Origin of the sequence: Loktanella salsilacus (genome assembly GCF_024206795.1) — a bacterium.
GTDB classification, from domain to species: Bacteria; Pseudomonadota; Alphaproteobacteria; order Rhodobacterales; family Rhodobacteraceae; genus Loktanella; species Loktanella salsilacus.
In genome coordinates this window covers 1,446,188-1,470,669 of sequence record NZ_CP072994.1, presented here as the reverse complement: position 1 = coordinate 1,470,669, position 24,482 = coordinate 1,446,188, and the positions used below count along the sequence as shown (strand labels likewise).

The 24,482-nt window shown below is 60.8% G+C and carries 20 protein-coding genes; 5 read left to right on the top strand and 15 right to left on the bottom strand.

What is annotated here, in order from left to right; genetic code table 11:
• Window positions 1-43: 43 nt before the first annotated feature.
• The 6 genes from KBW81_RS07210 to KBW81_RS07185 form a co-directional block, all read right to left on the bottom strand.
• Complete coding sequence (locus KBW81_RS07210) at window positions 44-1,684, bottom strand: BCCT family transporter (protein WP_090184991.1); 1,641 nt, start codon at window positions 1,682-1,684, stop codon at window positions 44-46.
• A 174-nt stretch (window positions 1,685-1,858) separates the two neighbouring features.
• Window positions 1,859-3,523, bottom strand: a complete 1,665-nt coding sequence (locus tag KBW81_RS07205; RefSeq protein WP_090184987.1) for a BCCT family transporter — start codon at window positions 3,521-3,523, stop codon at window positions 1,859-1,861.
• 111 nt (window positions 3,524-3,634) lie between these two features.
• Window positions 3,635-4,618: an acryloyl-CoA reductase gene (acuI, locus tag KBW81_RS07200; protein ID WP_254248833.1), complete on the bottom strand. Its 984-nt coding sequence runs from the start codon at window positions 4,616-4,618 to the stop codon at window positions 3,635-3,637.
• A gap of 120 nt (window positions 4,619-4,738) precedes the next feature.
• Window positions 4,739-5,242 (bottom strand): DinB family protein, encoded by a 504-nt coding sequence (locus KBW81_RS07195; RefSeq protein WP_254248832.1) that lies wholly within the window; start codon window positions 5,240-5,242, stop codon window positions 4,739-4,741.
• Window positions 5,239-5,937 (bottom strand): DUF1326 domain-containing protein, encoded by a 699-nt coding sequence (locus KBW81_RS07190; RefSeq protein ID WP_090184979.1) that lies wholly within the window; start codon window positions 5,935-5,937, stop codon window positions 5,239-5,241. The genes KBW81_RS07195 and KBW81_RS07190 overlap by 4 nt, the downstream gene beginning before the upstream one ends.
• Window positions 5,938-5,948: 11 nt before the next feature.
• Window positions 5,949-6,707, bottom strand: a complete 759-nt coding sequence (locus tag KBW81_RS07185) for a DUF2182 domain-containing protein (protein ID WP_254248831.1) — start codon at window positions 6,705-6,707, stop codon at window positions 5,949-5,951.
• Window positions 6,708-6,906: 199 nt separating this feature from the next.
• On the opposite strand from KBW81_RS07185, the gene KBW81_RS07180 reads away from it, so the two are divergent.
• The 5 genes from KBW81_RS07180 to KBW81_RS07160 all read left to right on the top strand — a co-directional run bounded on the left by KBW81_RS07180 (window position 6,907) and on the right by KBW81_RS07160 (window position 12,733).
• The gene (locus tag KBW81_RS07180) at window positions 6,907-7,950 is read left to right on the top strand and encodes a type 2 periplasmic-binding domain-containing protein (protein WP_254248830.1); all 1,044 of its coding nucleotides are present in this window, start codon (window positions 6,907-6,909) and stop codon (window positions 7,948-7,950) included.
• Between the two features lie 216 nt (window positions 7,951-8,166).
• Window positions 8,167-8,517, top strand: coding sequence for a DUF4345 family protein (locus tag KBW81_RS07175; RefSeq protein WP_254248829.1), 351 nt, complete (start codon window positions 8,167-8,169; stop codon window positions 8,515-8,517).
• A gap of 71 nt (window positions 8,518-8,588) precedes the next feature.
• Window positions 8,589-11,066: a penicillin acylase family protein gene (locus KBW81_RS07170; RefSeq protein WP_254248828.1), complete on the top strand. Its 2,478-nt coding sequence runs from the start codon at window positions 8,589-8,591 to the stop codon at window positions 11,064-11,066.
• A 54-nt stretch (window positions 11,067-11,120) separates the two neighbouring features.
• Window positions 11,121-11,801 (top strand): GGDEF domain-containing protein, encoded by a 681-nt coding sequence (locus KBW81_RS07165; protein WP_254248827.1) that lies wholly within the window; start codon window positions 11,121-11,123, stop codon window positions 11,799-11,801.
• A 128-nt stretch (window positions 11,802-11,929) separates the two neighbouring features.
• The gene (locus tag KBW81_RS07160; protein WP_254248826.1) at window positions 11,930-12,733 is read left to right on the top strand and encodes a GGDEF domain-containing protein; all 804 of its coding nucleotides are present in this window, start codon (window positions 11,930-11,932) and stop codon (window positions 12,731-12,733) included.
• Here KBW81_RS07160 and hflX read toward each other — a convergent pair.
• The 9 genes from hflX to dusB all read right to left on the bottom strand — a co-directional run bounded on the left by hflX (window position 12,714) and on the right by dusB (window position 24,453).
• Complete coding sequence (hflX, locus tag KBW81_RS07155; RefSeq protein WP_254248825.1) at window positions 12,714-13,994, bottom strand: GTPase HflX; 1,281 nt, start codon at window positions 13,992-13,994, stop codon at window positions 12,714-12,716. The genes KBW81_RS07160 and hflX overlap by 20 nt on opposite strands.
• Window positions 13,995-14,228 carry an RNA chaperone Hfq gene (gene hfq / locus KBW81_RS07150; RefSeq protein ID WP_072899168.1) on the bottom strand — a complete coding sequence of 78 codons (234 nt, stop codon included), beginning with the start codon at window positions 14,226-14,228 and terminating at the stop codon, window positions 13,995-13,997.
• A 103-nt stretch (window positions 14,229-14,331) separates the two neighbouring features.
• The gene (locus tag KBW81_RS07145; protein WP_090184957.1) at window positions 14,332-15,852 is read right to left on the bottom strand and encodes a TrkH family potassium uptake protein; all 1,521 of its coding nucleotides are present in this window, start codon (window positions 15,850-15,852) and stop codon (window positions 14,332-14,334) included.
• Window positions 15,852-17,228 carry a Trk system potassium transporter TrkA gene (trkA, locus tag KBW81_RS07140; protein WP_090184954.1) on the bottom strand — a complete coding sequence of 459 codons (1,377 nt, stop codon included), beginning with the start codon at window positions 17,226-17,228 and terminating at the stop codon, window positions 15,852-15,854. Before trkA ends, KBW81_RS07145 begins: the two co-directional genes overlap by 1 nt.
• 57 nt (window positions 17,229-17,285) lie before the next feature.
• On the bottom strand, window positions 17,286-18,686 hold the full coding sequence (ntrX, locus tag KBW81_RS07135; protein WP_090184951.1) for a nitrogen assimilation response regulator NtrX: 1,401 nt from the start codon (window positions 18,684-18,686) through the stop codon (window positions 17,286-17,288).
• A gap of 10 nt (window positions 18,687-18,696) precedes the next feature.
• Complete coding sequence (locus KBW81_RS07130; protein ID WP_254249016.1) at window positions 18,697-20,901, bottom strand: sensor histidine kinase NtrY-like; 2,205 nt, start codon at window positions 20,899-20,901, stop codon at window positions 18,697-18,699.
• A 125-nt stretch (window positions 20,902-21,026) separates the two neighbouring features.
• The gene (locus KBW81_RS07125) at window positions 21,027-22,397 is read right to left on the bottom strand and encodes a response regulator (RefSeq protein ID WP_175499127.1); all 1,371 of its coding nucleotides are present in this window, start codon (window positions 22,395-22,397) and stop codon (window positions 21,027-21,029) included.
• Window positions 22,397-23,470 carry a two-component system sensor histidine kinase NtrB gene (locus tag KBW81_RS07120; RefSeq protein ID WP_090184941.1) on the bottom strand — a complete coding sequence of 358 codons (1,074 nt, stop codon included), beginning with the start codon at window positions 23,468-23,470 and terminating at the stop codon, window positions 22,397-22,399. The genes KBW81_RS07125 and KBW81_RS07120 overlap by 1 nt, the downstream gene beginning before the upstream one ends.
• Complete coding sequence (gene dusB / locus KBW81_RS07115; protein ID WP_254248824.1) at window positions 23,467-24,453, bottom strand: tRNA dihydrouridine synthase DusB; 987 nt, start codon at window positions 24,451-24,453, stop codon at window positions 23,467-23,469. The genes KBW81_RS07120 and dusB overlap by 4 nt, the downstream gene beginning before the upstream one ends.
• Window positions 24,454-24,482: the final 29 nt, after the last annotated feature.

Sequence of the window (24,482 nt, the reverse complement as noted above, 5' to 3'; positions counted from 1 at the left end):
GATCAACAGGCGGGTTGCAAAACAACCCGCCTGCCGCGTTTTTTTACGTATTCGCGCGTTCGGACTTCAGGCCGCGATAGATCGCGACACACATCACCAGCAGCACCACGGTGAACGGCAAACCGGTCGAGATCACCATGGATTGCAATGACCCAAGGCCGCCGGCCGACAGCAGCAGCACGATGGCCACCGCGCCTTCAAAGATGCACCAAAAGACGCGCTGGGGCACCGGCGCGTCGACCTTGCCGCCTGCGGTGATCGTGTCGATCACCAACGAGCCGGAGTCAGACGATGTCACGAAGAACACGATAACCAGCACGACGCCGATCAGCGATGTGATCGTGGTCAGCGGCAGGTCTTGCAGCACCTTGAACAGCTGCAATGGCAGCTCTGCGTCTTGGGCTGCGGTATAGCCTTCTTGGACGACCTGCGTGATCGCAATGCCGCCAAAGACCGACATCCACAGCACGCAGACCAGCGACGGAATCAACAGCACGCAGGTGATGAATTCACGCACGGTGCGGCCCCGGCTGACGCGGGCGATAAACATGCCGACGAAAGGCGACCAGCTGATCCACCACGCCCAATAGAAGGACGTCCAGCCTTGCAAAAAGTTGGTGTCATCGCGCCCGATGGGGTTCGCAAGTTGCGGCAGATATTCGACATAGGCCAGTAAGCTAGAGCCAAAGATGCCAAGGATCGATAGCGTCGGGCCGACCAACAGCACGAAGGCCAGCAGCAAGAACGCGAGGCCCATGTTGATTTCGGACAGGATCTTTACGCCGCCATCAAGGCCGCGCAGCACAGAGATCAGCGCGACCGCGGTGATGCCAGAGATCAGCAGCACTTCGGTCGTGTTGCCCATGGGCAGGCCGAAGACTTCGTTCAGGCCAGCGTTTGCCTGCGTTGCGCCAAAGCCAAGGGATGTCGCTAGACCGAACAGCGTGGCAAAAACCGCCAAGATGTCGATGATGTGACCCGGCCAGCCCCAGATCCGCTCTCCAAGCAGGGGGTAGAAGGCAGAGCGCATGGTCAGGGGTAAGCCCTTGTTATAGCTGAACAAGGCCAAGGCCAGACCGACAACGGCATAGATCGCCCAAGGGTGCAGACCCCAGTGAAAGATCGTCGCCGCCATGCCAAGGCGCATCGCCTCTGACGCGTCACCGCCGGCTGCGCCAAGCGGGGCCCAATCCGTACGCATCCCGTTTTCAACGGTCGTGCCGCCCAAAGAGCTGGTGAAATGCGACAGCGGTTCGGACACGCCATAGAACATCAGGCCAATGCCCATGCCCGCCGCAAACAGCATCGAAAACCACCCCATATAGGTGTAATCCGCCGTTGCATCCTTGCCGCCCAGACGCACCTTGCCCAAGGGCGAGACGATCAGGAACAAGCAGAACAACACAAAGATGTTCGCCGCGGTCACAAAGAACCAGTCAAAGCCCTTTGTCACCGTGCTGAACAGCCAAGTGAAAACCGAGCCGGATTGTTCCGGCAAGGCCAGCGTATAAAACACAAAGGCAACCACTGCGGTGGCCGAAATGCCGAACACCGGATTGTGGATGTCGAAGCCGACACTCAGCACCGAGCCTTCGATATTGTCTTGGCCGATTTCGTAGTCCGTATCGATCAGGTCGGCTTTACCGTCCGGGGGCGGAATCCCCTCGTTTGCCGCGTCGCTCATGCGCACGTCCTTTATTGCTATGTTTTGATTAACAAAAACTTAGCACGAATGACGCGGTTTTCACACCGATGTGATCAGAACATTTCGCCAAATCCATTAAACTACTGTTATAAAATGAAAAAAGGCCCCCGCAATTACAGCGGGGGCCCTTCTGAGCAACCAAATGCAAATGGTTTACGCGGCAGTCTTGCTCCGCGCTGCTGCGGCTTCTGCATGCGCTTCACGCTTGCCGTCGCGGTACAGCGCCTTGATCAGCGCGATACACATCAGCACCATCACGACGCTGAACGGCAGTGCCCCGATGATCATCGCCGTGTTGATCGCGTCCAATCCGCCCGCCATCAGCAGCGCACCGATCACGATGCCAAGGATACAACCCCAGACAATAATGTGGATGCGGCCCTTCTCACTCTCGTCGCCAGCGGCGGCAATCGTGTTGATGATCAAAATCGCCGAGTCCGCCGAGGTGACCAGATAGGTCAGCAATAGAACAACGATCACGATGCTCATCAGTTTGGCCAGTAGCGGCGACAGCATAAAGTTGATCATCGCGAACAGCTGGCTAGAAATGCCCGCACCTGTGATTTGATCGCCCGCGCCGCCATTCAGCGTCAGGTCAATCGCCGTGCCGCCGGCAAAGGCGAACCAGACGAAACACATCACCGACGGCACAATCATCGCGCCCAGCACGTATTCCCGCACCGACCGGCCCCGGCTGATCCGCGCCAAGAACAGGCCGACGAAAGGTGCAAATGCAATCCACCATGCCCAATAGAACACGGTCCAACCACCCTGCCATCCGGCCAGTTGGTTGGTCACGTTATCCGCGCCCGTGCCATCGGGGCTGAAAATATGAACAGACATATAAGGCAGCGCGGTGATGTAGTCCCAGATGCCGACGAACAGCGCCTTGAACGCAAACAAGGTCGAACCGAAGACCAAAAAGAACGCGAGGATGAAGAACGACAGCCCCATGTTCAGGTTGGACAACCACTTGATGCCCTTGCCAACACCGGACAGCGCCGACAGCACCGAACACAGCATCACAATGACCAAGGCAGCCAACATGGCCGCGACGGTCGGGGCCCCATCTTCGGTCATCAACCACTGCGCGCCGGTGATGTTAAACACGCCAGATGCGAACTGCGACACGCCGTAACCGATCGTCACAGCGACGCCCAGAATGGTGGCGACGACCGACACGATGTCGATGACATGGCCCAGGGGCCCCTCCAGCGTTTTGCCAAACAGCGGTGTCAGGCCCGACCGGATCGTCAGCGGCAAGCCGCGAGCGTAGGAAAAGAACGCCAGCGCAAGGCCGACGATCGCGTAGCACGCCCAAGCCGACAGGCCCCAGTGCAGAAACGACCACTTGAACGCATCGCGCACATTGTCCGCCGCGCCGCCTGTGGTTAGGCCTTGGATCGTCTCTGGGTTGGTGCCGAAGTGATAGATGGGCTCTGCCGTGGCATAGGTCAGCATGCCGATGCCGATGCCTGCGCCGAACATCATGGAAAACCACGAAAAGCTGTCGAATTCAGGCGTATCGCCGGGCTTGCCCAGCATCAGCTTGCCTGTGCGCGGATACAGCGCAAGGCCAAAGCAGGTCACGATAAACAACGCGACGACATACATGTACCAAGGGCCGGTATAGGCGTCGATGGTCGACCGGATCGCACCCAGGGTGCTGCCTGCGTTTTCGGACCAAACGGCGGCCCAGATGATCAGCAGGACGATGATGACCTTGGCACCCAAGGTCACGTAGGTGTTGTAACCTTCGTAAAACCCGGTGTCCGCGGTATCGATATCAAGTTTCCGCAATGGCGGTTTAAAGGGCATCTGTCAGAGTCTCCCGGGCTTTTATTAATTATGAAGCACGCCATCTAACGCGGTCAGAGGTACCGGCAACCTTATGCCGATACCTCTTTTCACCACCGTTGCCTTAATACCCTATGAATTGACGTCCACAACGACCCGTCCGCGGACTTGCCCTTGCAGAATATCGGCACCTAAACGCGGCAAATCAGACAAGGTCGCGGGGGTGATCATCGCCTGCAGCTTGTCCATCGGCAGATCGCTGGCGACCCGCTTCCATGCCCGCAAGCGATTGTCATAGGGCTGCATCACGCTGTCGATGCCCAGCAGGTTCACGCCGCGCAGCAAGAACGGAATGACCGTCGCAGGCAGACCCGCGCCCCCCGCCAGACCGACCGCCGCGACAGAGGCACCGTATTCCATCTGCCCCAGCACCCGCGCCAACATCGCGCCGCCCACCGCATCAACGCAGCCGCCCCATCGCTCGCCCTCAAGCGGGCGCTTGACGGTCTCGGCTAACTCTTCGCGGGCGATAATCTCGGTTGCGCCCAGATCGCGCAGATAATCCGCCCCCTCTGGCCGCCCGGTGACCGCGGCCACCTTATACCCTAAATGCGACAAGATTGCCGTCGCAACAGAGCCGACCCCGCCAGAGGCGCCGGTCACCAGCACAGGCCCCGCCTTGATGCCGTGATCCTCCAGCGCCATCACCGCCAACATCGCCGTCAATCCAGCAGTGCCAACAGCCATCGCATCGCGCGTGCTCAGCCCCTCTGGCAGTGGCACCAGCCAATCGGCCTTCACCCGCGCCTTTTGGGCGTAGCCGCCCCAATGCGCCTCGCCAACGCGCCAGCCGGTCAGCACCACCTTGTCGCCGGGTTTGTACCGCGCGTCATCCGATGCCTCGACCGTGCCGGCAAAGTCGATGCCCGGAACATGCGGATAATTCCGCACCAGCCCGCCGCCCGGCCCAAGGCACAACCCGTCCTTATAATTAACAGTCGAATAATCGACCGCAACCGTCACCTCGCCTGCGGGCAAACGATCCAGATCAATCTGCTGCACCGATGCGCTGGTCTGGCCTGCGTCATCCTTCTCCACGATCATCGCATTGAACATTCGGTTTCCTTTCTGCACAGCTAGGTTTTCACCTTGCCAAATAAACTCCCGCCGGAGGCTCCGCCCCCCGCATGACACGTTATGCCTTTGCCCCGGCAACGCTCCACTCTCCGCAATCCATCAGTCCCGCGGCATCAAAAACAGCGCCGTCGGCGGCAACGCCTGCCCCATCCCAGCCAACACAAAGCGGACCTGCGCGCGCAAATCAGCCTGCTGGTTAAACATATGCATCACGCAGATGTCGCGCGGCGCGATGACGTCGCTTTGGCTGGTCAGCGACCAAAACGCCAAATCCCCATGCAGATCGACACTGGCCAGCGTATCCGCCCACATCCGCAGCGCACCGTCCGCCCGGAACCGTTCAGCCCACCATGCGGCGGTCGTCAGTGTCATCTGCGCGGTCTTGTCGTGGGCCACATCGGGCGTTTTGACCTTGAACAGTCGCGACAGCCACATCTGATCCAGCCACAGCAAATGGTTCAGCGTGCCCAGCACCGACCCCTGCGGCAAACCGCGATCCGCGGCCAGATCAGCCTCGTCCATTTGCTTTAGGACGTCCCATAACCCTTTGTTCTGCCATGCATTGTAACGCGACATGGTGCGGCAATAGGTGCGATCTGTCACGGCTTTGGTCCTTTCCAGTCAATCGGGCAAATCTCAGCGGATTTCCCGCCAAAGTCCCAGACCCGGCCATAATCACGCACTTTGGATTTCACGCCCGTCGCGGCAATGATATCCGGCCCCATCCAGTACTTCGAATTGCTGACCATGACGGGATGATCGGGGTCGGCCCCTTTCATCATCTCGATCTCGCCTTGGATTTTCCGCCCGATATAAATGCCCCGCTTGGTGCCATCGCGCACAATCTCGACCTTTTCCCGCTCAGCCCCGATGATCTCGGACACCAGCATGGTGAACAGCCCCGTCGTGCCGCCCGCCTGACCCGAAAAGATCTTAAGCAGCCCGTTATACGCCTTCTGAGACGAGCGGTCATCGACGTAGGCCGCGACCTTCCAGTTCCCTTCGGCCATGCGGCCCGGAATATCGACCAGCAGACCGACGTTTAGGCCAGACAAATCCTCGCCCTCGAAATGACCCTCATCAATCGCGATGGCCATCCAGGCGTGGCAATGCCCTTCGGTCGGGGGATGCGCGCCAAGCGATACCACGCAGGGGCAAAACACCGTGCATGAGCAGTTCAAAAACAGCTCGCCTTTGATCGCCCAATTGGTCGGCTGCATCTTGGCGCGGCGCGGATTGGCGACACGGCTGTCGATGCGCTGTGATACCGGAATGCGGTCGGCAGTGGTTTCTGTCATAACAGGCTCCTTCAAAGTATCGACATGGCGGCGGCCCCGCAGCCCGCCACGATTAAAATAACGCCCGCAGGCTTGATCAGGCGGTGTCCGATGGCAGGCAGCTTTTCCAGCACCATGAAAAGTGTCGCAGCGCCCATCCACAGCAGTGACATGGTGCCTGCTGCGAACCCCAACGCCATAAAGCCCCAGCAACACAGGGTGCAAAAGCCGCCCATCCGCAGGCCCATATCCAGCCCGCCGCCAAAGCCGGTGCGCCAACGGCCCAGAAAGAACGTCATCGGCGCATGGCAGCGGCCATGACACACCGCCTTCGTCCGGCTGAACTGGAACGCACCGACGGCGATCAACAATGCGGCGGTCAACAAGCGCGATGTCAGCGCCCCCAGATCATTCACCCAACCTGCCGCAATCAGGGCAGCCTGCACCGCCGCAATCACGGCGGCAAATACGGCCCATGCGACGCTATACCCCAGCAAGACGCCAAACCAGCCCGCGCGGGTGCCATCAGCGGACACCATCAACCGTTCATACGTGCTCAGCGTTGGCACCATGGTCGGCAACATCATCGCCGCCATCATGATCGCCCACATCCCAAACAGCGCGCCGAACTGCGTCATCGGCATCATGTTCATGCCGACGGGCCGGCCCCACACATCGATCCCAGACATCCGCGCCATCATGAACATCGCCGCCCAAGCCACCAGAATGACGGCGAAAACCGCAATCCACGACAGGCTGCGTAAATCTAGGCGTAATGCGGCCGGTGTCATGGTGCGCGGTGTCCTCCCAAACATATGCTGCAGGTATGCTGGCACGATGGTGCCTGCATGCCAAGCCGCTAAGCGACGCTATCGCCTGCATTTTCGGCGCGGCCTGCGCGAAAGGGCCCGCCCGTGCGTTTCCACCTTGCCCGATGCAAAGGTGCACAATAACGTCACCGGCAAAGCAACATCACGGGAGTTTTCGATCATGAATACCAAGACCTTGCTGGGCGGCACCGCCCTTGCCCTTTTCGCCACCGCTGCCATGGCGCAGGACGGCGGCCTGCTGGTGCTGGACTATCCCGGCTTCGAGCTGCCCGAGTATCACACCGCCTATCTGGAAAAGCACGGCGCAGAGCCGACGTTCAGCTTTTTCGGCGACGAAGAAGAAGCGTTCCAGAAAATCCGGTCCGGCTTTCAGGCCGATGTGGCGCATATCTGCGCTGGCTCTGTGACCAAATGGGTCGAAAGCGGTATTCTGGACGAATGGGACACCGAAATGATCGAAGCCTATGACACCCTTGATAGCGACCTGACCGGCACCGATGTTGCCGCCACCGACGGCGTCTATTTCGTCCCGACCGATTTCGGCTCGACCGCGATCGCCTATAACCCCGAAGACGTCCCCGCCGAGGATGTGGCGTCCTTGCAGGTCTTCAAAGACCCCAAGTACCAAGGCCGCATGTCCCTGCCCGACAACGTCGATGACGCTTACGCGCTGGCCTACCTCGCGACTGGCGTCGACAACTGGACCCAAGCCACGGACGAACAGTTCGAGGCCGCGTCCCAGTGGCTGCGCGACGTGCACCCCAACCTGCGCACCTATTGGACCGACCCGGCAGAGCTGGCACAGCTGATGGCCTCTGGCGAAATCCAGATCAGCTGGGCCTGGAACGAAACCTATCCCACCATGGTCGATGAAGGCCGCCCGATTGGCTTTCAACGCACCGCGACCGAAGGCTCCTCGCTGTGGCTGTGCGGCTATGTAAACCTGAAGGACGGCCAGGGCGTCGAGGAAAACGCCTATGACTACCTGAACGCCATGCTCGCGCCCGCCTCCGCGATCCCGCTGCTGGAAAACGGCTTCGGTACCGCGAACAAAGCCGCGCTGACCTCCGAGATCACGCAAGAGCAGCTGGTCGCCGCAGGACTTGAAGAAATCGACGTCCCCGTGCTGGCCCAGTTACCCATGAGCAACGAGATGCGCGAACGCCAGGCCGAAACCTTCGAGCTGATCAAAGCCGGCTTCTAAAGCCCGCCAGCCACAACCACACCACCAAAGGCGGCGCCCCAAAGCGCCGCCTTTTCCATGTCCAATCCTTCTTCTGGTCAAAAATACCTCGGGGGGTTGCCGGTTGGTGCGCCACTGGTTCAAGAACCAGTCGGCGACGGGCTGGCCCCCGCCCAGCACTGGCCAAACGCGCTGCGCCTGCTACGTTCCCAGCAACATCTTAAAGGAGAGCCCGCCATGGACATTCTCAACATCCTCTTTGCCCTCGCCAGCATCGGCCTTGGGGCTGTCGGCTGGCTGGCCCCCGGCTATACGATGACCCTGCTTGACCTGAAAAAGTTGGGTGACAGCAATATGGGGCCAAGCGAGGTCCGCGCCGCCTCTGGTGCGCTGTTCATCGGCCTTGGCCTTGGCGCGATCATTATTGGCGACCCAATTGCGTACGGCATGATCGGCTGTGCGTGGACTGGGGCAGCGATTGGCCGGGCGACGTCACTAGTCCTTGACGGCACCAGCCCGCTGAAGTGGAAGTTCTTTGCCACCGAAGCTGTCGTCGGCCTTGGCGCACTGTGGGTCAACTTCGGCTGATCGCAGCCAAAAGCGCGGTAGCGGCCAGCGGCGGCGCGGGTTAAAAGGACGCCTGAACGACGGGGGATCCTATGGCGCTGATTTTCAAGTGGCTGCTGCGGCTGGCAACAGGTGTGTTTGTCTTGGCAGTGGGGCTGGTCACGCTGGCGTGGTATTTTGCCTCGCGCTCGCTGCCCGATTACGACGGCACCTATAGCGTCGCTGGGATCACCGCCCCCGTAGAAATCGTGCGCGATAACGCGGACGTGCCGCATATCTTTGGCCAAACGGACGATGATGTGTTTTTCGCACTGGGCTATGCGCAGGCACAAGACCGCCTGTGGCAGATGACGATGCTACGCCGCACAGTGCAGGGCCGCCTGTCAGAAATGTTCGGCCCCCGCACGCTGAAAATCGACATGCTGATGCGGCGGCTGGACCTTTACAGCCTCGCCGTCAGTTCGGTCAAAGCGCAGGACGCCCCGACGACCGCCGCGCTGACCGCCTATGCCGCCGGCGTGAACGCATGGCTGGACGAGATTAACACCGGATCACGCGGGCGCGGCGCGCCAGAGATGTGGATCTTTAACGCCCCGATCGCGCCATGGCAGCCTGCCGATAGCATTGCGATCCTCAAACTGCTGGCCTTACAACTGTCCGGCCAAGCGACAGAGGAAGTACTGCGCGCGCGCACCTCTTTGATCGTCTCACCAGAGCGTCTGGCCGATATCCTGCCCGACGATCCCACGGGCGGCATCGCCGCCCTGCCCGATTACAGCGCCCTTGTCGGTGATGTGCCCAAATACGCGGCCAACACGCGCGGGCCGCGCGATCCGCTGTACCCGATTGCGCCGCGCGGCCTGCAAGGCGCGTCGAACGCTTGGGCCGCCGGGATCACCCGCTCTGCCACCGGGTCCACGTTGCTGGCCAGCGATCCGCATCTGCAACTGACCGCGCCAACAGTGTGGTATCTGGCGCGGCTGCAGCTTGCCTCTGGCGATGTGATCGGCGGGACCATACCGGGCCTGCCCGTCGTGTTGTCGGGGCGCAGCGCCGATCTGGGCTGGGGCATCACCAGCGCCTATGTTGACGACCAAGACGTGCATATCGAACAGATGAACCCGGACGATGCGAACCAATACCGCACCGCGGACGGGTGGAAGAATTTCCGCAGCCGCGACAGCATCATCACGATCAAGGATGCGCCCGCTGTCACGCTTAAGCTGCGCTGGACCGATAACGGCCCAGTGCTGCCCGCCGATACCTTTGATCTGGGCACGATCACCCCGCCGGGGCATGTCACCAGCCTGTCGTGGACGGCGCTGACCGGCGACGATCCATCCTTGTCCGCGGCGATGGCCATGATGCGCGCCCATACGATCGAGGATGCAATCAAAGCCGCCGAACCCTATGTCGCGCCTGCGCAAAACCTGACGCTGGCTGACCGCACCGATGTCGCGATGAAAACCATCGGCGCGATCCCCCGCCGCGACCCCGCGCATCAAAGCAAAGGCCGCTTGCCGTCCTATGGCTATCTGCCGGAAAACCAGTGGCAGGGCATAATGCCCTATGCGGACAACCCCGAATTCGTTGCCCCTGACGGCGGCATCGTCGGCAATACCAACAACAAGACCGTGGATCGCCCGTTCCCGAACCATGTGTCCTATAACTGGGGCGACACCCAGCGCGTGAACCGCTGGCGCCGCCTGATGCAAAGCCGGCAGGTCCACACCCGCGACAGCTTTATCGAGGCGCAGCTTGACACCGTCAGCTTTACCGCCCGCGCATTGCTGCCGCTGATGGGTGCCGACCTGTGGTTTACCGGCGACGCCGCTGCTGATGGCACGCCAGAGCGCCGCCGCCAGATCGCGCTTGATCTGCTTGCCAACTGGAACGGAGAGATGAACGAGCATCTGCCAGAGCCGCTGATCTATGCCGCTTGGCTGCGCGCGCTACAGGACCGCCTGATCCGAGACGAGCTTGGCCCGCTCTCGTCCGAATTCACCCACGTCGATCCGGTGTTTATCGAACGCGTCTTCCGCGATGTGGATGGCGCAGCCATATGGTGCGACGTGCTGCAATCCGCCCCGGTGGAAACCTGCACCGATATTTCGCGCCAAGCGCTGGACGATGCGCTGATCTGGATCGGCGAAAACTGGGGCCAGAACCTGGAAACCCTGCGCTGGGGCGACGCCCACCAAGCGACCCACGACCACCCGACGCTTGGCACCGTACCTGTGCTGCAATGGTTCGTGAATATCCGCCAGTCCACCAGTGGCGGTGATAATACGTTGATGCGCGGTCAAACCCTTGGCACCGGACCCGACCCTTTCCTGAACGTACATGCCGCAGGTTACCGCGGGGTTTACGACTTTGCTGACCCGGACAGCTCGGTTTTTGTGACCGCCACGGGGCAATCAGGGCACTTCCTGTCGCGCTATTACGATAATCTAGGCGAGCTGTGGCGCCGTGGCGAATACATCCCCATGTCGCTTGACCCCGATTTGGCCCGGGCGGCTGCCCTTGGCACGATGGTCTTGCAACCGCGAACAAGTTCAAAATCGCCCTAATATTCCGCCGCCAGTTAAGCATTGGAAAAGAGGTTGCGGGGCATGCTTGGCCCCATGACAAAAGACACCCTTTTCCTTTGGCTTTTTCGGGTCTTCGCGCTGAATCAGCGGCGCGATTACGTGCTCAAGCCGCTTGGCGTAACAACCGCGTTTCTGGCGATGTATAGCGCCGTCATGCTGCTCATCTTGCGGCAACCGCTGGCGTCCTTACCCGGCCTCGTACTGACAGCGGGGCTGGTGCAGCTGCCGTTCACCGCGCTGGCCTTTACGATGCTGACCTATATGAACCGGATGCAGATCCATCTGGCTGAACTGGCGATGACCGATGTGTTAACGGGGCTGCCGAACCGCCGCGCCTTTGTTGCGCAAGCAGGCCGCGCGCAGGCCGGCGGGCATGCGGGGTTCATGTTGATTATCGACGCGGATCATTTCAAACGCATCAACGACACCTATGGCCACGCTGTCGGGGATCGTTGTCTGCAAGCGATCGCCAAACGCCTGAACGACGTGCGCCGGCCAGAGGATTTGATCGGCCGGATCGGCGGCGAAGAATTCGGGGCCTACCTGCCCTATTGCACGATGCAAGAGATTGATCAGCTTGGCAAAAAGCTGTGCAATGCAATCCTGATCAACCTGCCCGACCTGCCCGTGCCCCTGCGTCTGACGATGTCCGTGGGGGCCGCCGAAACCCGCCCCGACCAGATGATAGAGGCGGCTTTGTCCCGCGCGGACTAGGCGCTTTATGCCGCCAAAGCAAGCGGGCGGGCACGCTTGATTGTTTGGACCCGGTCGGCCGCTTTGGACGTCGCATGAGGCGCGAAATCTTCAGGTCTTGTTAACCTTTGCCCAACTAGAGTGCGTCCATGTTTTATTACAGTCGAACCTTGGCAATGCGGTTGATCCGCTGGACCACGCCAAGAGGCGGGTTCGATACGGTATTCAAATTCACATTTTTTATGCTGGTGATCCATGCTGTGTCCATGACGACCGAATACTTTCTGGTCGGTAAAATCGGGCTGCCCCCCCTAACGCGCTTTGCCTTGTCCTTCTTGACCGCTGCCCCCTTTGTCGCGCTGACCCTCTTCGCGGTGCACCGATCCTATGTCCTGCATCTGCGACTGGCGGCGCTGGCCAGCACCGATATGTTGACGGGGCTCAAAAATAGACGCGCCTTTGTATCGCTGACAGAGGATCATTTTCGGTCTGGGAATCAAGGCTATGTCATGATCGCTGACGCGGATCACTTCAAAGACATCAACGATACCTATGGGCATGCGGTCGGGGATCTGTGCCTGCAGGCTGTCGCGGATCGCCTGCGCGGTGTGATCAACCCCGATGACATTGTCGCCCGGATCGGAGGAGAGGAGTTCGGCATATATGTGCGCTGCGACCCCGCCGCGATCAGGGCCTTGGGGATCGCCGTTTGTAGCCCGATTTGTGTCACCCACGATCCGGCGCAATTGCCAGTGTGCCTCACGCTGTCTATTGGCGCGGCGACGACGATCCCGGGTGAGACATTGGAACGCGCGATGCGCCGCGCTGACGAAGCGCTTTACCACGCGAAACTAGGCGGTCGCGGGGCGCTGGTGACATGGGCCGGGCCGCCCAAACTTCCGCAGGACGCCCCGGTTCAATCACGCACCTCTTTTAGCCCGGTAGTCGGCTAAAGCGTTCCTTTTGGATCGCTGACCAAAAGACATCCATACGATATCCGTCTTCGGTCTGCGCATCGGCGGTCACGACACCTTGTTCAAAGAGCCATGCCCGCGCCTTGCCGTCAGCAAAACCCAGATTCAACACCTCTGCGGTGCGCGGGTCTTTGGTCTTTTCGGTGATCGCCTCAAGCAGCGCCTCGATCCCTTCGCCTGTTATGGCAGAGGTGGCAAAGATATCCTCGGTCCGCGCCGATTGGGTCATCATGCCTTCGCGCTCTTCTTGCGACAGGCGGTCGACCTTGTTCCAGACTTCCAGCATCGGCGCAGTATCAGACACACCCAGCGTCGACAAAATCGCCATGACGTCGTCGGCCTGCTCTTGGCTTTGCGGATGGCTGATGTCGCGGACATGCACGATCAGATCAGCGTCGAGCACTTCTTCCAGCGTCGCGCGGAAGGCGGCGACCAGTTCCGTCGGCAGATCAGAGATGAAACCAACAGTGTCGGACAGGATGATCTTTTCGCCGTGGGGCAATTCGATCTGCCGCATTGTCGGGTCCAGCGTCGCGAACAGCATGTCCTTGGCGAACACCTCTGCCCCGGTCACCCGGTTGAACAGCGTGGATTTGCCAGCGTTGGTATAGCCGACCAATGCGACGATGGGGTAAGGCACTTTCGCCCGCGCGGCGCGGTGCAAGGCGCGGGTTTTCACGACCTTGGCCAGCTGCGCCTTTAGGCTTTGCAGTTGCAAATCAATGGCACGGCGGTCGGCCTCGATCTGCGTCTCGCCGGGGCCGCCGACGAAACCAAGCCCGCCGCGCTGGCGTTCAAGGTGGGTCCAGGCCCGGACAAGGCGCGTGCGCTGATAGGACAGCGCGGCCATTTCGACCTGCAACACGCCTTCGGCCGTGCGGGCGCGGTCCGAGAAGATTTCAAGGATCAATCCGGTCCGGTCCAGCAGCTTAACGCCCCATGCCTTTTCCAGATTGCGCTGCTGCACCGGCGTGACGTGACCGTCCACCAGCACCAATTCAGCCTCTTCAGCCTTCATCCGCTCTTTTAGCTCTGCGATTTTGCCTTTGCCGAACAGCATACCGGGATGCAGTTTGGGCAGGCGCACCACTTCGGCCCCCACGACCACAAGGTCGGGAAGCGCGGCAGCCAGTGAAATTGCTTCTTCAAGAGCAGGTTCGGCATCCCTGCGATCCCGGTCTGTTTTCAGATCGGGATGCAGTACAAAAGCCCGTGTGACGGGCCGGTCGCGTTCGAACAATTATTCCTCGCCTTCATACAGGCTAATGGGCTGGGCCGGCATGATCGTCGAGATCGCCGATTTGTAAACCAGTTGGGACTGACCGTCACGGCGAAGCAGCACGCAAAAGCTGTCAAACCATGTGATGACGCCCTGCAATTTGACACCGTTCACCAAGAAAATGGTCACGGGGACCTTTGTCTTGCGGACGTGGTTCAGAAACGCATCTTGCAGATTGGCTTTATCGGACGCCATGAAAGTTCACCCTGTCTTATTCTTGCAGCCGCGGACCGGCTGGTTCATTGCGCCTGATTATGTCTTTTCAGGTGGTGATGTTCCACCCCAAAAAGTGAACAGTCTATTTACGCCAAATCTCTGGGTTAAAAAGGGCAACAATCGCCAAAGTCTCCAGCCGCCCCAGCACCATCGCGCCGGCCAAAATCGCCTTGGCCATATTGGGCAGACCGCTATAGCTGATCGGCGCTTCGGCGGCGACAACGGCCAGCGGTCCGGTGGTGGACAGCGACGCAACCGTCAGCACCATAGATGTTTCAAATTGCACGCCTGTTAAGGACATCAGGATCATCGTGCCCGCCACGGACAGGGCGAACAACATGAAGAATATCCATGAAATATAAGCACCTTGGCGGCGGATCATCCGCGCCTCGCGCCCGCCGCCGGCGACGGATGACGGGTGTAAAAGGCGCTCTAGCTCTCGTTCGGAATGGCGGGCCAAGGCGTAAACGCGTAGCAATTTAACGCCGCCCGCCGTTGTGGCCGCGCCGCCACCGATCAAAGAGAGGCCGACCAAAAACAGGCCCGGAGTCTCTAGCCCGGACCAGCGCGTCGCGCCGTCCCAGTAATGCGATTCGAAACCAGTCGTTGTCAGGAACGATGTGACCGTGAAAATACTGCCCCAGATGGACGCGAAAAGCCCGCCAATATTCGACGGGCCGCCGTCGTCAATCGTGCCAAGATAATGGCGGGTAAATAGAATCAGCGTTGTGCCCAGGATCAACCCAATGGCCAGCCGCATTTCAGGATCGCGCATCAGGCGCGCATCGCTGTCGCCAAACATGCCGCGCGAAAACGTCAGCCGAGAGATCGCGAAGATGAAGAAGGCAAAGATCACCACCTCGCCCCAGAATCCGGCGACAGCATAATACAGGCCGCCAATGGGCGATATGCCAGAAGTCGAAAGCACCGACATCGCATGACACAGCGCGATATAGGGCACTTCCCCCGCGATGATCAGCAGCACCCAAAGCACGAAAGTCAGCGCGACATAGATCGGTACCAAGGTTGCACCGTAACGGAACAGGCGGTCTTGGACCTGCGCGGTCTGCTTGATCTGGCTATAGCCGCCAGCGGATAAACTGCCGATGCCGCCAGCGGCGCGCACTTCGAATCCGCCAAGGTTCATCGGGGCAAAGATGGCGGCGGCCATGATCCAGACCAGCAGCCCGCCCATCCAGCCAACCGTCGCGCGCCACAGGTGCAGCGACGGCTGCAAGCGGCCTGCATTCTCGTACAAGGTCGCGCCGGTGGTGGTGAAACTGCTGACCATTTCGAACCAAGAATCAAAGAACGTCAGGCTGCGCCCCGCCTCTTGGAACGGGACGGCAAACATCACGGGCAGCAGGCCAAAGGCCAGCAGCAGCGTCAAAAGCTGACTGCGCGCGGCGGATCGCGGCTGGGTGCCAGCGGTGGCAAGGCCGATCAACACGGTCAGCGCAAAGAACAGGATCGCCCCGTAAAAGAACGCGCGCATGGATACGAAATCGCGCAGCGCCAGCGCATGGATCGCAGGAACCAGCATCGCCAGCGCGCCGATTCCCATCAGCAGCACAAAGAAAGGCAGAGTTTTCAGCCGCTGCATCAGAAAAAGTCGATCGACACCTGAAGCAGGCGCTCGATCTCTGGCACGTCGTCGGCCATGGCGAAAATCACGATGATGTCGCCCTCTTCGATCCGCGTCTCTCCGGTCGGTTTCACTAGGCCGGACGGTTTCAGCAAGCCGCCGACCAGCGCGCCTTCGGGAAAGGCCACGTCGCGGATTTTCTGCCCGGCCATGGGGGATGTGCCCAGCACCTGCGCCTCTAGCATCTCTGCCTCGGCGTCGCCGATGGAATAGACGCCGCGCACCCGGCCGTGGCGGACGTGGCGCAGAATGGACGACACGGTGGTGGATCGCGGGTTGATATAGGCGTCGATATCCAGCGGGCCCATCAGCGGCACCAAGGTCGGATCGTTCACCAAACAGATCGACATTTTGCAGCCCATTTCCTTGGCGCGCACAGAGGCGAGCAGGTTCGTCTTGTCGTCATCCGTCACCGCGAGCACCGCATCGGCAGAGGTGATCCCCGCCTCGTCCAGCAGCGCGGAATCAAGGCCGTCGCCGTTCAAAACGATGGTGCGGTCCAGCGCGTCTGCGGCAGATTCGGCCACGATGCGGGATTTTTCGATCATCCGCACGCGCAGGCGTTCCGGGCGGGATTCCAGTGCCAGCGCCACGGCGCGGCCCACATTGCCGCCGCCGATGATGACGATACGCTCTTGTTTCGTTTGGGTTTTTCCGAAGATTTCCAGCGTGCGGTTCATGTCGTCACGATGGACAAAGATATAGGCGTCGTCGCCCGCGAACAGCTGATCCTTGGCCGTCGGCACCCACAACACGCCATCGCGGCGTATGCCGACGACGACCGCACGCAGGGTGGAAAACAGATCCGTCAGCTGGCGCAGCGGCGTGTTAATCACCGGGCAATCAGCACCCAGCGTGATGCCCATCAAGGTGCCCTGCCCGTCAAGAAAGCTTTCGGTGTCAAAAGCAGCAGGCGAGGCAAGGCGCTGCAAGGCGGCCTCGGCCACCTCACGCTCTGGGCTGATGACGACGTCAATCGGCAGATGATCGCGGCGGTACAGATCCGAGTAGATCGCATCAAGATAGCTTTGCGCACGCAGGCGGGCGATCTTGCGACGGATGTTGAACACCGAATGCGCCACCTGACAGGTGACCATATTCACCTCGTCAGAGTGGGTCGCGGCGATGATCATATCAGCGTCGCGTGCCCCGGCCCGTTCAAGGATGTCAGGATAGCTGGCAAAACCGGAAATGCCTTGCACATCAAGGGTATCCGTGGCGCGGCGCACCAACTCAGGGTTGTTATCAACGACGGTGACGTCGTTGCGTTCACCCGCCAGATGGCGCGCAATCTGCCAGCCGACCTGCCCTGCACCACAGATAATGACCTTCATGCGCGCCTATCCTTTGAAACCGTTCCCCTCGTGACAGAGCCGCGCGGGGTCGTCAATTCAGCTGTCTTCTTCGACGTAGGCAACACGCGCACCCGCCTTATTCGCCGTGGCGACGCCCAGCGATTTCAGCTTGCGGTGCAGCGCACTGCGTTCCATTCCGACAAAGGACGCGGTGCGGCTGATATTGCCACCAAAGCGGTTGATCTGCGTCAGCAGGTATTCGCGCTCGAATAGCTCTCTCGCCTCGCGCAGGGGCAGCGTTGCAAGGCCGCCAGACAGCACGATGCGGCCGTCGCCTGCGGGGGTATCTTCGGACGATGGCAGTTCGCGCGCGCTGATCGGATCGGTGGATTCGCCAAGGATTAGAACACGTTCCACGACGTTCTTCAGCTGGCGCACGTTGCCGGGCCACAGCATCGTTTGCAGCAATGCGCGGGCATCATCGGCCAGGCTGCGCAGCGGCAGGCCTTGGGTCCGGTTCAGCATCTCGATGAAATGCTCGGCCAGAACGGGGATATCCTCGCGCCGTTCTTCTAGGCTGGGCACGGGGATGGGCACCACGTTCAGGCGGTGAAACAGCTCTTGGCGAAAGCGGCCTGCCTCAATCTCGACCGCAAGATCGCGGTTGGTGGAGGACACAAAGCGCAGATCGACCTGCACTTTTTCCGTGCCGCCAACACGCTGAAAGGACTGATCGACCAGCACGCGCAGCATTTTGGCCTGCGTGCCTAGCGGCATTTCGGCGACTTCGTCCAGATAGATCACGCCGCCATGCGCCTGTTCCAGCAGACCTTTTTCAACGCCGCGGCCCGGTGTTTCGCGGCCGAACAGCGTCTCTTCCATCCGGTCCGGTTCGACGCTGGCAGAGTTAATCGTGACGAAAGGCGCATTGGCGCGGGCGGAATGGGCGTGGATATAGCGCGCGGCGATTTCCTTGCCTGCCCCCGCAGGGCCAGACAGCATCACGCGGCCATTGGATTTTGTGACCTTATCCAGCTGCGCCTTGAGCCCGCGGAACGCGGCGCTGTCGCCCAGCATTTCGGTCGGGGCAGCGTCGCCCCGCTTAAGCTCGACGTTTTCGCGGCGCAGGCGGCTAGTTTCCATCGCGCGCCGGATCACGACCATCAACTGGTCAATATTGAACGGCTTTTCGATAAAGTCATAGGCGCCCTGCTTGATCGCGGCGACAGCGATTTCGATATTGCCGTGGCCAGAAATGATGACAATCGGAATATCGGGGTGGTCGCGCTTGACGGATTTCAGGATGTCGATCCCGTCCATCGCACTGTCTTTAAGCCAGATATCTAGGATCATCAGCGCGGGCTTTTGCTTTGCAATCGCGCTCATGCATTGTTCAGAGTTCGCGGCCAGCCGGGTTTCAAAGCCCTCATCTTGCAAGATGTCGCCAATCAGCTCGCGGATGTCACGCTCGTCGTCGGTGATCAGGATATCGCTCATACTACAAACCTCATGCTGGTATTTTTGTGGCCGCCGCGCCCACAGGGGGAAGCGGCAGCAGGATAACGGCGCAGGCACCGTGGCGCCCGCTATCGTCAAAAGGAACGGCATCCGTCAGGGACAGGGTGCCGCCGTGTTCTTCGATGATCTTGCGCACGATCGGCAGGCCAAGGCCGGTGCCTTTATCGCGCGTGGTGACATAGGGCTCAAACAGGCGCGCGCGGTCTTCTGGCAGGCCAATCCCATTATCGGAAATCGTGATGCGCGCTTGAAGGGGAGTTTGCGTCAATTCAACGCGTATTTGAGGCGCGACCTCGGCTCCGGTGTCTTGCAGCGACTCAATCGCCTCGCCTGCGTTCTTGATCAGGTTGTTCAGCGCCTGCCCGATCATCGTATCGTCCATATCGGCCAGCACAGGATCGTCTGGCAGATCGACGCTAATCGCAACCCCCGGCTGCCCGGCCTCTTGCAAGGTGACCGCGTCACGGATCAGGCGGGTCAGATCGCTTTGCGCCAATTGCGGTTCTGGCATACGGGCGAATTTGCTGAATTCATCGACGATGCGGCGCAGATCATTGGTCTGGCGCACGATCACATCGGTCATCTGCTCCAGCTTGTCGCTTTCCTTCACCTCGCCAGAGAATTTGCGCTTGATCCGTTCCGCCGACAGCTGGATTGGCGTCAGCGGGTTCTTAATCTCGTGGGCGATGCGGCGGGCGACGTCGCCCCAGGCGGCCATGCGCTGCGCACTGACCAGATCGGTGACGTCGTCAAAGGCCACAACGTAGCCATCAAGCGTGCCATCTGTCCCGGTGCGCGGGGCCATGCGCACCAGCAAGCTTTCCTGAGAGCCGCCGCGCACAAGGTTAATCTGTTCCTGCACCACAGCCCGGCCTTCACGGCGCAGGCGTTCAAACAGCGGGCCGAATTCGGGCACGGCCACAGACAACTCTGTCGCGGCCGCCTCGCCCTGTGCCACAGACAAAAGCCGCGTGGCCGACGGGTTCATGAACGCCACGCGCCCCACCGCATCAAGGCCAACAACGCCAGAGGTGACAGAGCTAAGAACGGAATCAAACAACCGGTTGCTTTCCATCAGATCATCGCGCTGCCCCTTCAGGCGGCTAGTCATCTGGTTGAAATAATGGCCCAATTGGCTGATTTCGTCGTTGCCGTCATCCTCGATCACGCGCACATCCAGATCGCCCGCACCCACGCGCTGCGACGCCGTCACCAACCGGCCCACAGGGCGCGACAGGCGTTCAGCGAATTGCAGGCCCATCCATGTGGCCGCAAGGATCAGGATCAGCGCAAAACCAAGGTACAGAAAACCGAACTGGAACAGCAGCTGGCCGCGATCGCGCTCTAATTGCTCGTACAGCGCCACCGTTTCTTCGGTATCGTCCAGCAGCGATAGGATCTGCCCATCGACACCGCGGGTGACGTAAAGATAGCGGTCCTGAAACGATCCCATCGCGATCAAGGCGCGAAATTCGTTGTTCGCGCCGTCCTCGATCACCTTCACGCCGGTCTCAGTCGCGGCGGCGAAATCTTCGGGGGTTGGGCGTTCGTAATTGAAATCATAGGACTTGCCGCCGCGGGTCATGATCTCTCCCGCGCCGTTGAGAAAGAAAACCTCGGTCAGGCCGCGGTCCAGCTGGTTTTGCACGGCGGCAATCGCTTGGCGCACATCGCCGTCGTCCATAAAGAAATTGGTCTGCCGCTCTAGATTAAGATAGGCCGCTAAGGCATTTCCATCACGTAATAATTCGCTGCGCTCTTGGTTATCATAGGCCTGCGCCGTGGTCAGCGATGTGCCCAGCACATTCTGCACCCGCTCTGAAAACCAGCCTTCAAAGCCAAGGTTGATTGAGAGCACAGCAAAGACCGCGACCAGCACCGTCGGGATCAACGCCAGCGCAACGAAGACGCCCGTCAGCCGCAAATGCAGCCGAGAGCCCGCAGATTTATTGCGCCGCGCTACGATCATCGACGTGACGCGCTGGATCACCATCCCCGCGACTAAGATAATGTAGACAAGGTCGGCCAGCAAAATCAGCCGCAACACCGGCGACGACGCACCCTGTTCCAGCGGTCCGCCTAGCACGACAAACGTCAAAATGGTCAAGGCGGGGCCCAGTACGACAAGACCAACGGTCGTCGCATTCTGAACGGCACGCTTGCGCCGCCAACGGGCAAGCCGTTGGAAATTCATACCCAAAAGGGAACGCTCCACGCGCTTCGCCCTGTCACCATGGCAGGTTTAACCCCGCCGTTACCGCCATATTGTGTGGTCCTGCCGGAACAATGTCGTTCCGGGGCCACGATTATGTTGCGGTTTTACATCAATTTGCGGCGCCGTGTCACGCGAATATCGAGGTCGGTGATCTTCTTTCTGAGGGTATTACGGTTAATTCCCAGCAAATCGGCACATTTCGCCTGATTTCCGCCTGTGGCGTCCAAGGCGATCTCGATCAGCGGGGCCTCAATTTCCCGAAGGATGCGATTATACAGGCCCGGCGGCGGCAGGGTCCCGCCGTGCAGGTCGAAATAGCGCTGCAAATGACGGCCCACGGACACCGACAGCTTTTCGCCCTCGGCCCCGCCGCGCATCGGCTCCATCGCGGGCTGATTGCCCAAAACGGCATCGACTTCGGCGCGGGTGATCTCATCCGCGGCAGCTGTGAACACAAGGCGGCGCACGGTGTTTTCCAGCTGCCGTACATTGCCGGGCCAGCTATAGGCGCGGACCATGTCCATCGCGCCGGGCGACAGGCGGCGCAGGGGGGCACCGTCACGCTCTGCCGCGCCAAGGAAGTGGTCGGCCAGCAGCGGAATGTCGTCGACCCGCTCGCGCAGCGCAGGCACGGCGATGGTCACGCCGGACAGGCGATAGAACAGGTCGTCGCGAAAGCCGCCCTCTTCGATCAAGGCGCTTAGGTTGCCTTGGGACGTCGCCATAATGCGCGGCGCGTTATCGCCCAGTGTATCCAGCAGCCGCACGATCCGCGCCTGCGCGCCGGCGTCAAAATCGCCGACTTCGTCGAACAAAATCGTGCCGCCCTTGGCCCGCGACAAGATCATGCTGGGACCGTCCGCGCCCGCCAGATCGCTGGATGTCGCCGTCACGAACGGCAAGGATCGGCGGTCAGAGAAGTCATGCACGGCGCGGGCGATCAGTGATTTTCCGGTGCCGGATTCGCCGGTGATCAGCACAGGCAGCGCGGTGTTCATGACCCGCGCAACAAGGCGGTACAGCGTCTGCATCGCAGGCGTGCGCCCCACCAGCGGCAAATCAGACGTCGCATCAGAGCGTTCAATCTGGCGCGGCGTCGCATTGGCGTGGCGCTTGACCTCTAGCGCGCGGGCGGCGCGTTTCATCAGGTCGGGCAGATCGAACGGCTTGGGCAGGTAGTCGTAGGCGTCCGCCTCTGCCGCTTGGATCGCCGTCATGATCGTGTTCTGCGCCGAGATCACGATGACTGGCAGGCCTGGCCGCGCCTTGGCGATCAGGGGCAACTGTTCCAGACCATTGCCGTCGGGCATGATGACGTCGGAAATGACCAAATCGCCCTTCCCTTCGTCCACCCAGCGCATCAGCGTCACAAGGCTGGACGTCGCGTGCACCTTGCACCCCGCCCGCGTCAGCGCCTGCGTCAGCACCGTGCGGATCGTGCGGTCATCGTCCGCAACCAGAACCGTTCCATCCATCAGTTTTCTCCGTCGTCGTTTGAGTCTGCCAGCGGCAAGGACAGGCGAAACACGGTGCGGCCGGGGCCAGAGTCTACCGTGATCCAGCCGCCGCCGTCGTGCATCAGTTTGCTGACCAGCGCGAGGCCCAGTCCGGTGCCGTTTTCACGGCCCGACACGAAGGGCTCGAATACATCTGCCGCGATATCGGGCGGCAGGCCGGGGCCGTCGTCGATCACCTCGATCTGCAATGGCAGGCGGGCTTGGGTGCCGTCGGCCTGCATCACGCGCAAGGATGCGTCGTAAAAGGTACGCAGGCGGATGGTGCCGCCGGGGCCGCCTGCCTCTGCAGCGTTTTTGATCAGGTTTTGAAAGACTTGCTGCAACTGGTCCGCATCGGCCAGCGCACGGGGCAAGGACGGATCGTAATCCGTCAGGAACATCATATGCGCGCCAAACCCGACAGAGGCCGACTGCCGCGCGCGGTCCAGCGTGTCGTGGATGTTGATTGATTTGCGCAAGGCGGGGCGCAGGTTGCCGAACTGTTCGACCTGCTCCAGCAGCTTCACGATCCGGCGGGATTCCGCAACGATCAGGTCGGTCAGCTCCTGGTCCTGCGGCTCTAGCCCCATCGACAGCAGCTGCGCCGCGCCGGTGATGCCCGCAAGGGGGTTCTTGATCTCATGCGCCAGCATTTCGGCCATACCGATGGCGGACCGCGCGGCCTTGCCGGACATGGCGTTCTGGTTCAGGCGGCTGACGATCTGTTGCGGGCTGATCATCATGATCGTAACGCCGTTCTGGCCCGTCAGCGGCGCAAACTGGATGTTGCAATGCAGCGGCGCGCGCATGCCCGATCCAACGTCAACGTCGTTGATAAACAAGGACGTGCGCTGTTCGCGGGCCCGCTCAAAGGGGATTTCCAAGGGCGCGTCGATCAGGACCTTTTCCCAGACGACCTCGCCCACCAGCGTTTTGGCGGACAGGTTCAGAAAGCTTTCTGCCGCTGGATTGGACTGCAAGATGACGTCATTGGCGTCCAGCAAAAGGGCTGGAACAGGCAGCGACGTCCAAAGGGCTTCGTCTTCGATCATGCGGCCACCTGTGCGGGCTGGATCAGGGCATCTGGCAGCAAAGCCAATACCTTAGCCGGATCAGTTAATGTTAGAACCGCACCGCGCAATTCGCGCGGGGTATGCGCCACGTCCATATACCATCCTAGATGTTTGCGTGCGACGCGGCTGCCAAGTTCATTGCCGTAGAACATCAACATCGCCTCGTAATGATTTGAAACCATGTCACAAAATGCCTTACCTGTCGGCACGTTGGGCGCGGGTGTGCCGTAAAGATCGCTGCAAATCTGCGCCAATACCCAAGGCCGCCCCTGCGCGCCGCGCCCGATCATGACGCCGTCCGCGCCGGATTGGTCCATCGCAGCCCGCGCCGTGGCGCTGTCCGTGATGTCGCCGTTGGCGATGACCGGGATCGTGACCGCATCGCGCACCCGGCGGATAGCAGCCCAATCGGCGTCGCCTTTGTAGAATTGGCAGCGCGTGCGGCCGTGGATCGTGACCAGCGCGATGCCCGCATCTTGCGCGCGGCGCGCGACGTCGGGAGCGTTCAAGCTGTCGTCGTCCCAACCAAGGCGCGTTTTCAGCGTCACGGGAATATCGACGGCGTTCACCACCGCCTCGATCAAACTAAGCGCGTGGTCCGGCGTGCGCAGCAAGGCTGAGCCGGACAAGCCGCCCGTCACCTTTTTCGCAGGGCAACCCATGTTGATGTCGATCACAGCAGCGCCGTTATCGGCGACCATGCGCGCGGCCTCTGCCATCCAATAGGCGTCGCGGCCTGCCAGCTGCACGGCGGTGGCGCTTTGGTCAAAGCCCAGTTCGGCCCGGTCGCGGACCGACGGTTTTGCCTGCACCATGTCCTGCGACGCAACCATTTCCGACACCACCCAGCCCGCGCCAAAGCTGGCGACCAACTGCCGAAATGGCAGGTCGGTGATCCCCGCCAGCGGCGCGAGGGCCACCGGTGGGTCGGGCAAGAAAGAGGGTACTGCTGTCAAATTCATCTTTTGCCTAAAGGCTGTGCGTCTGCGTT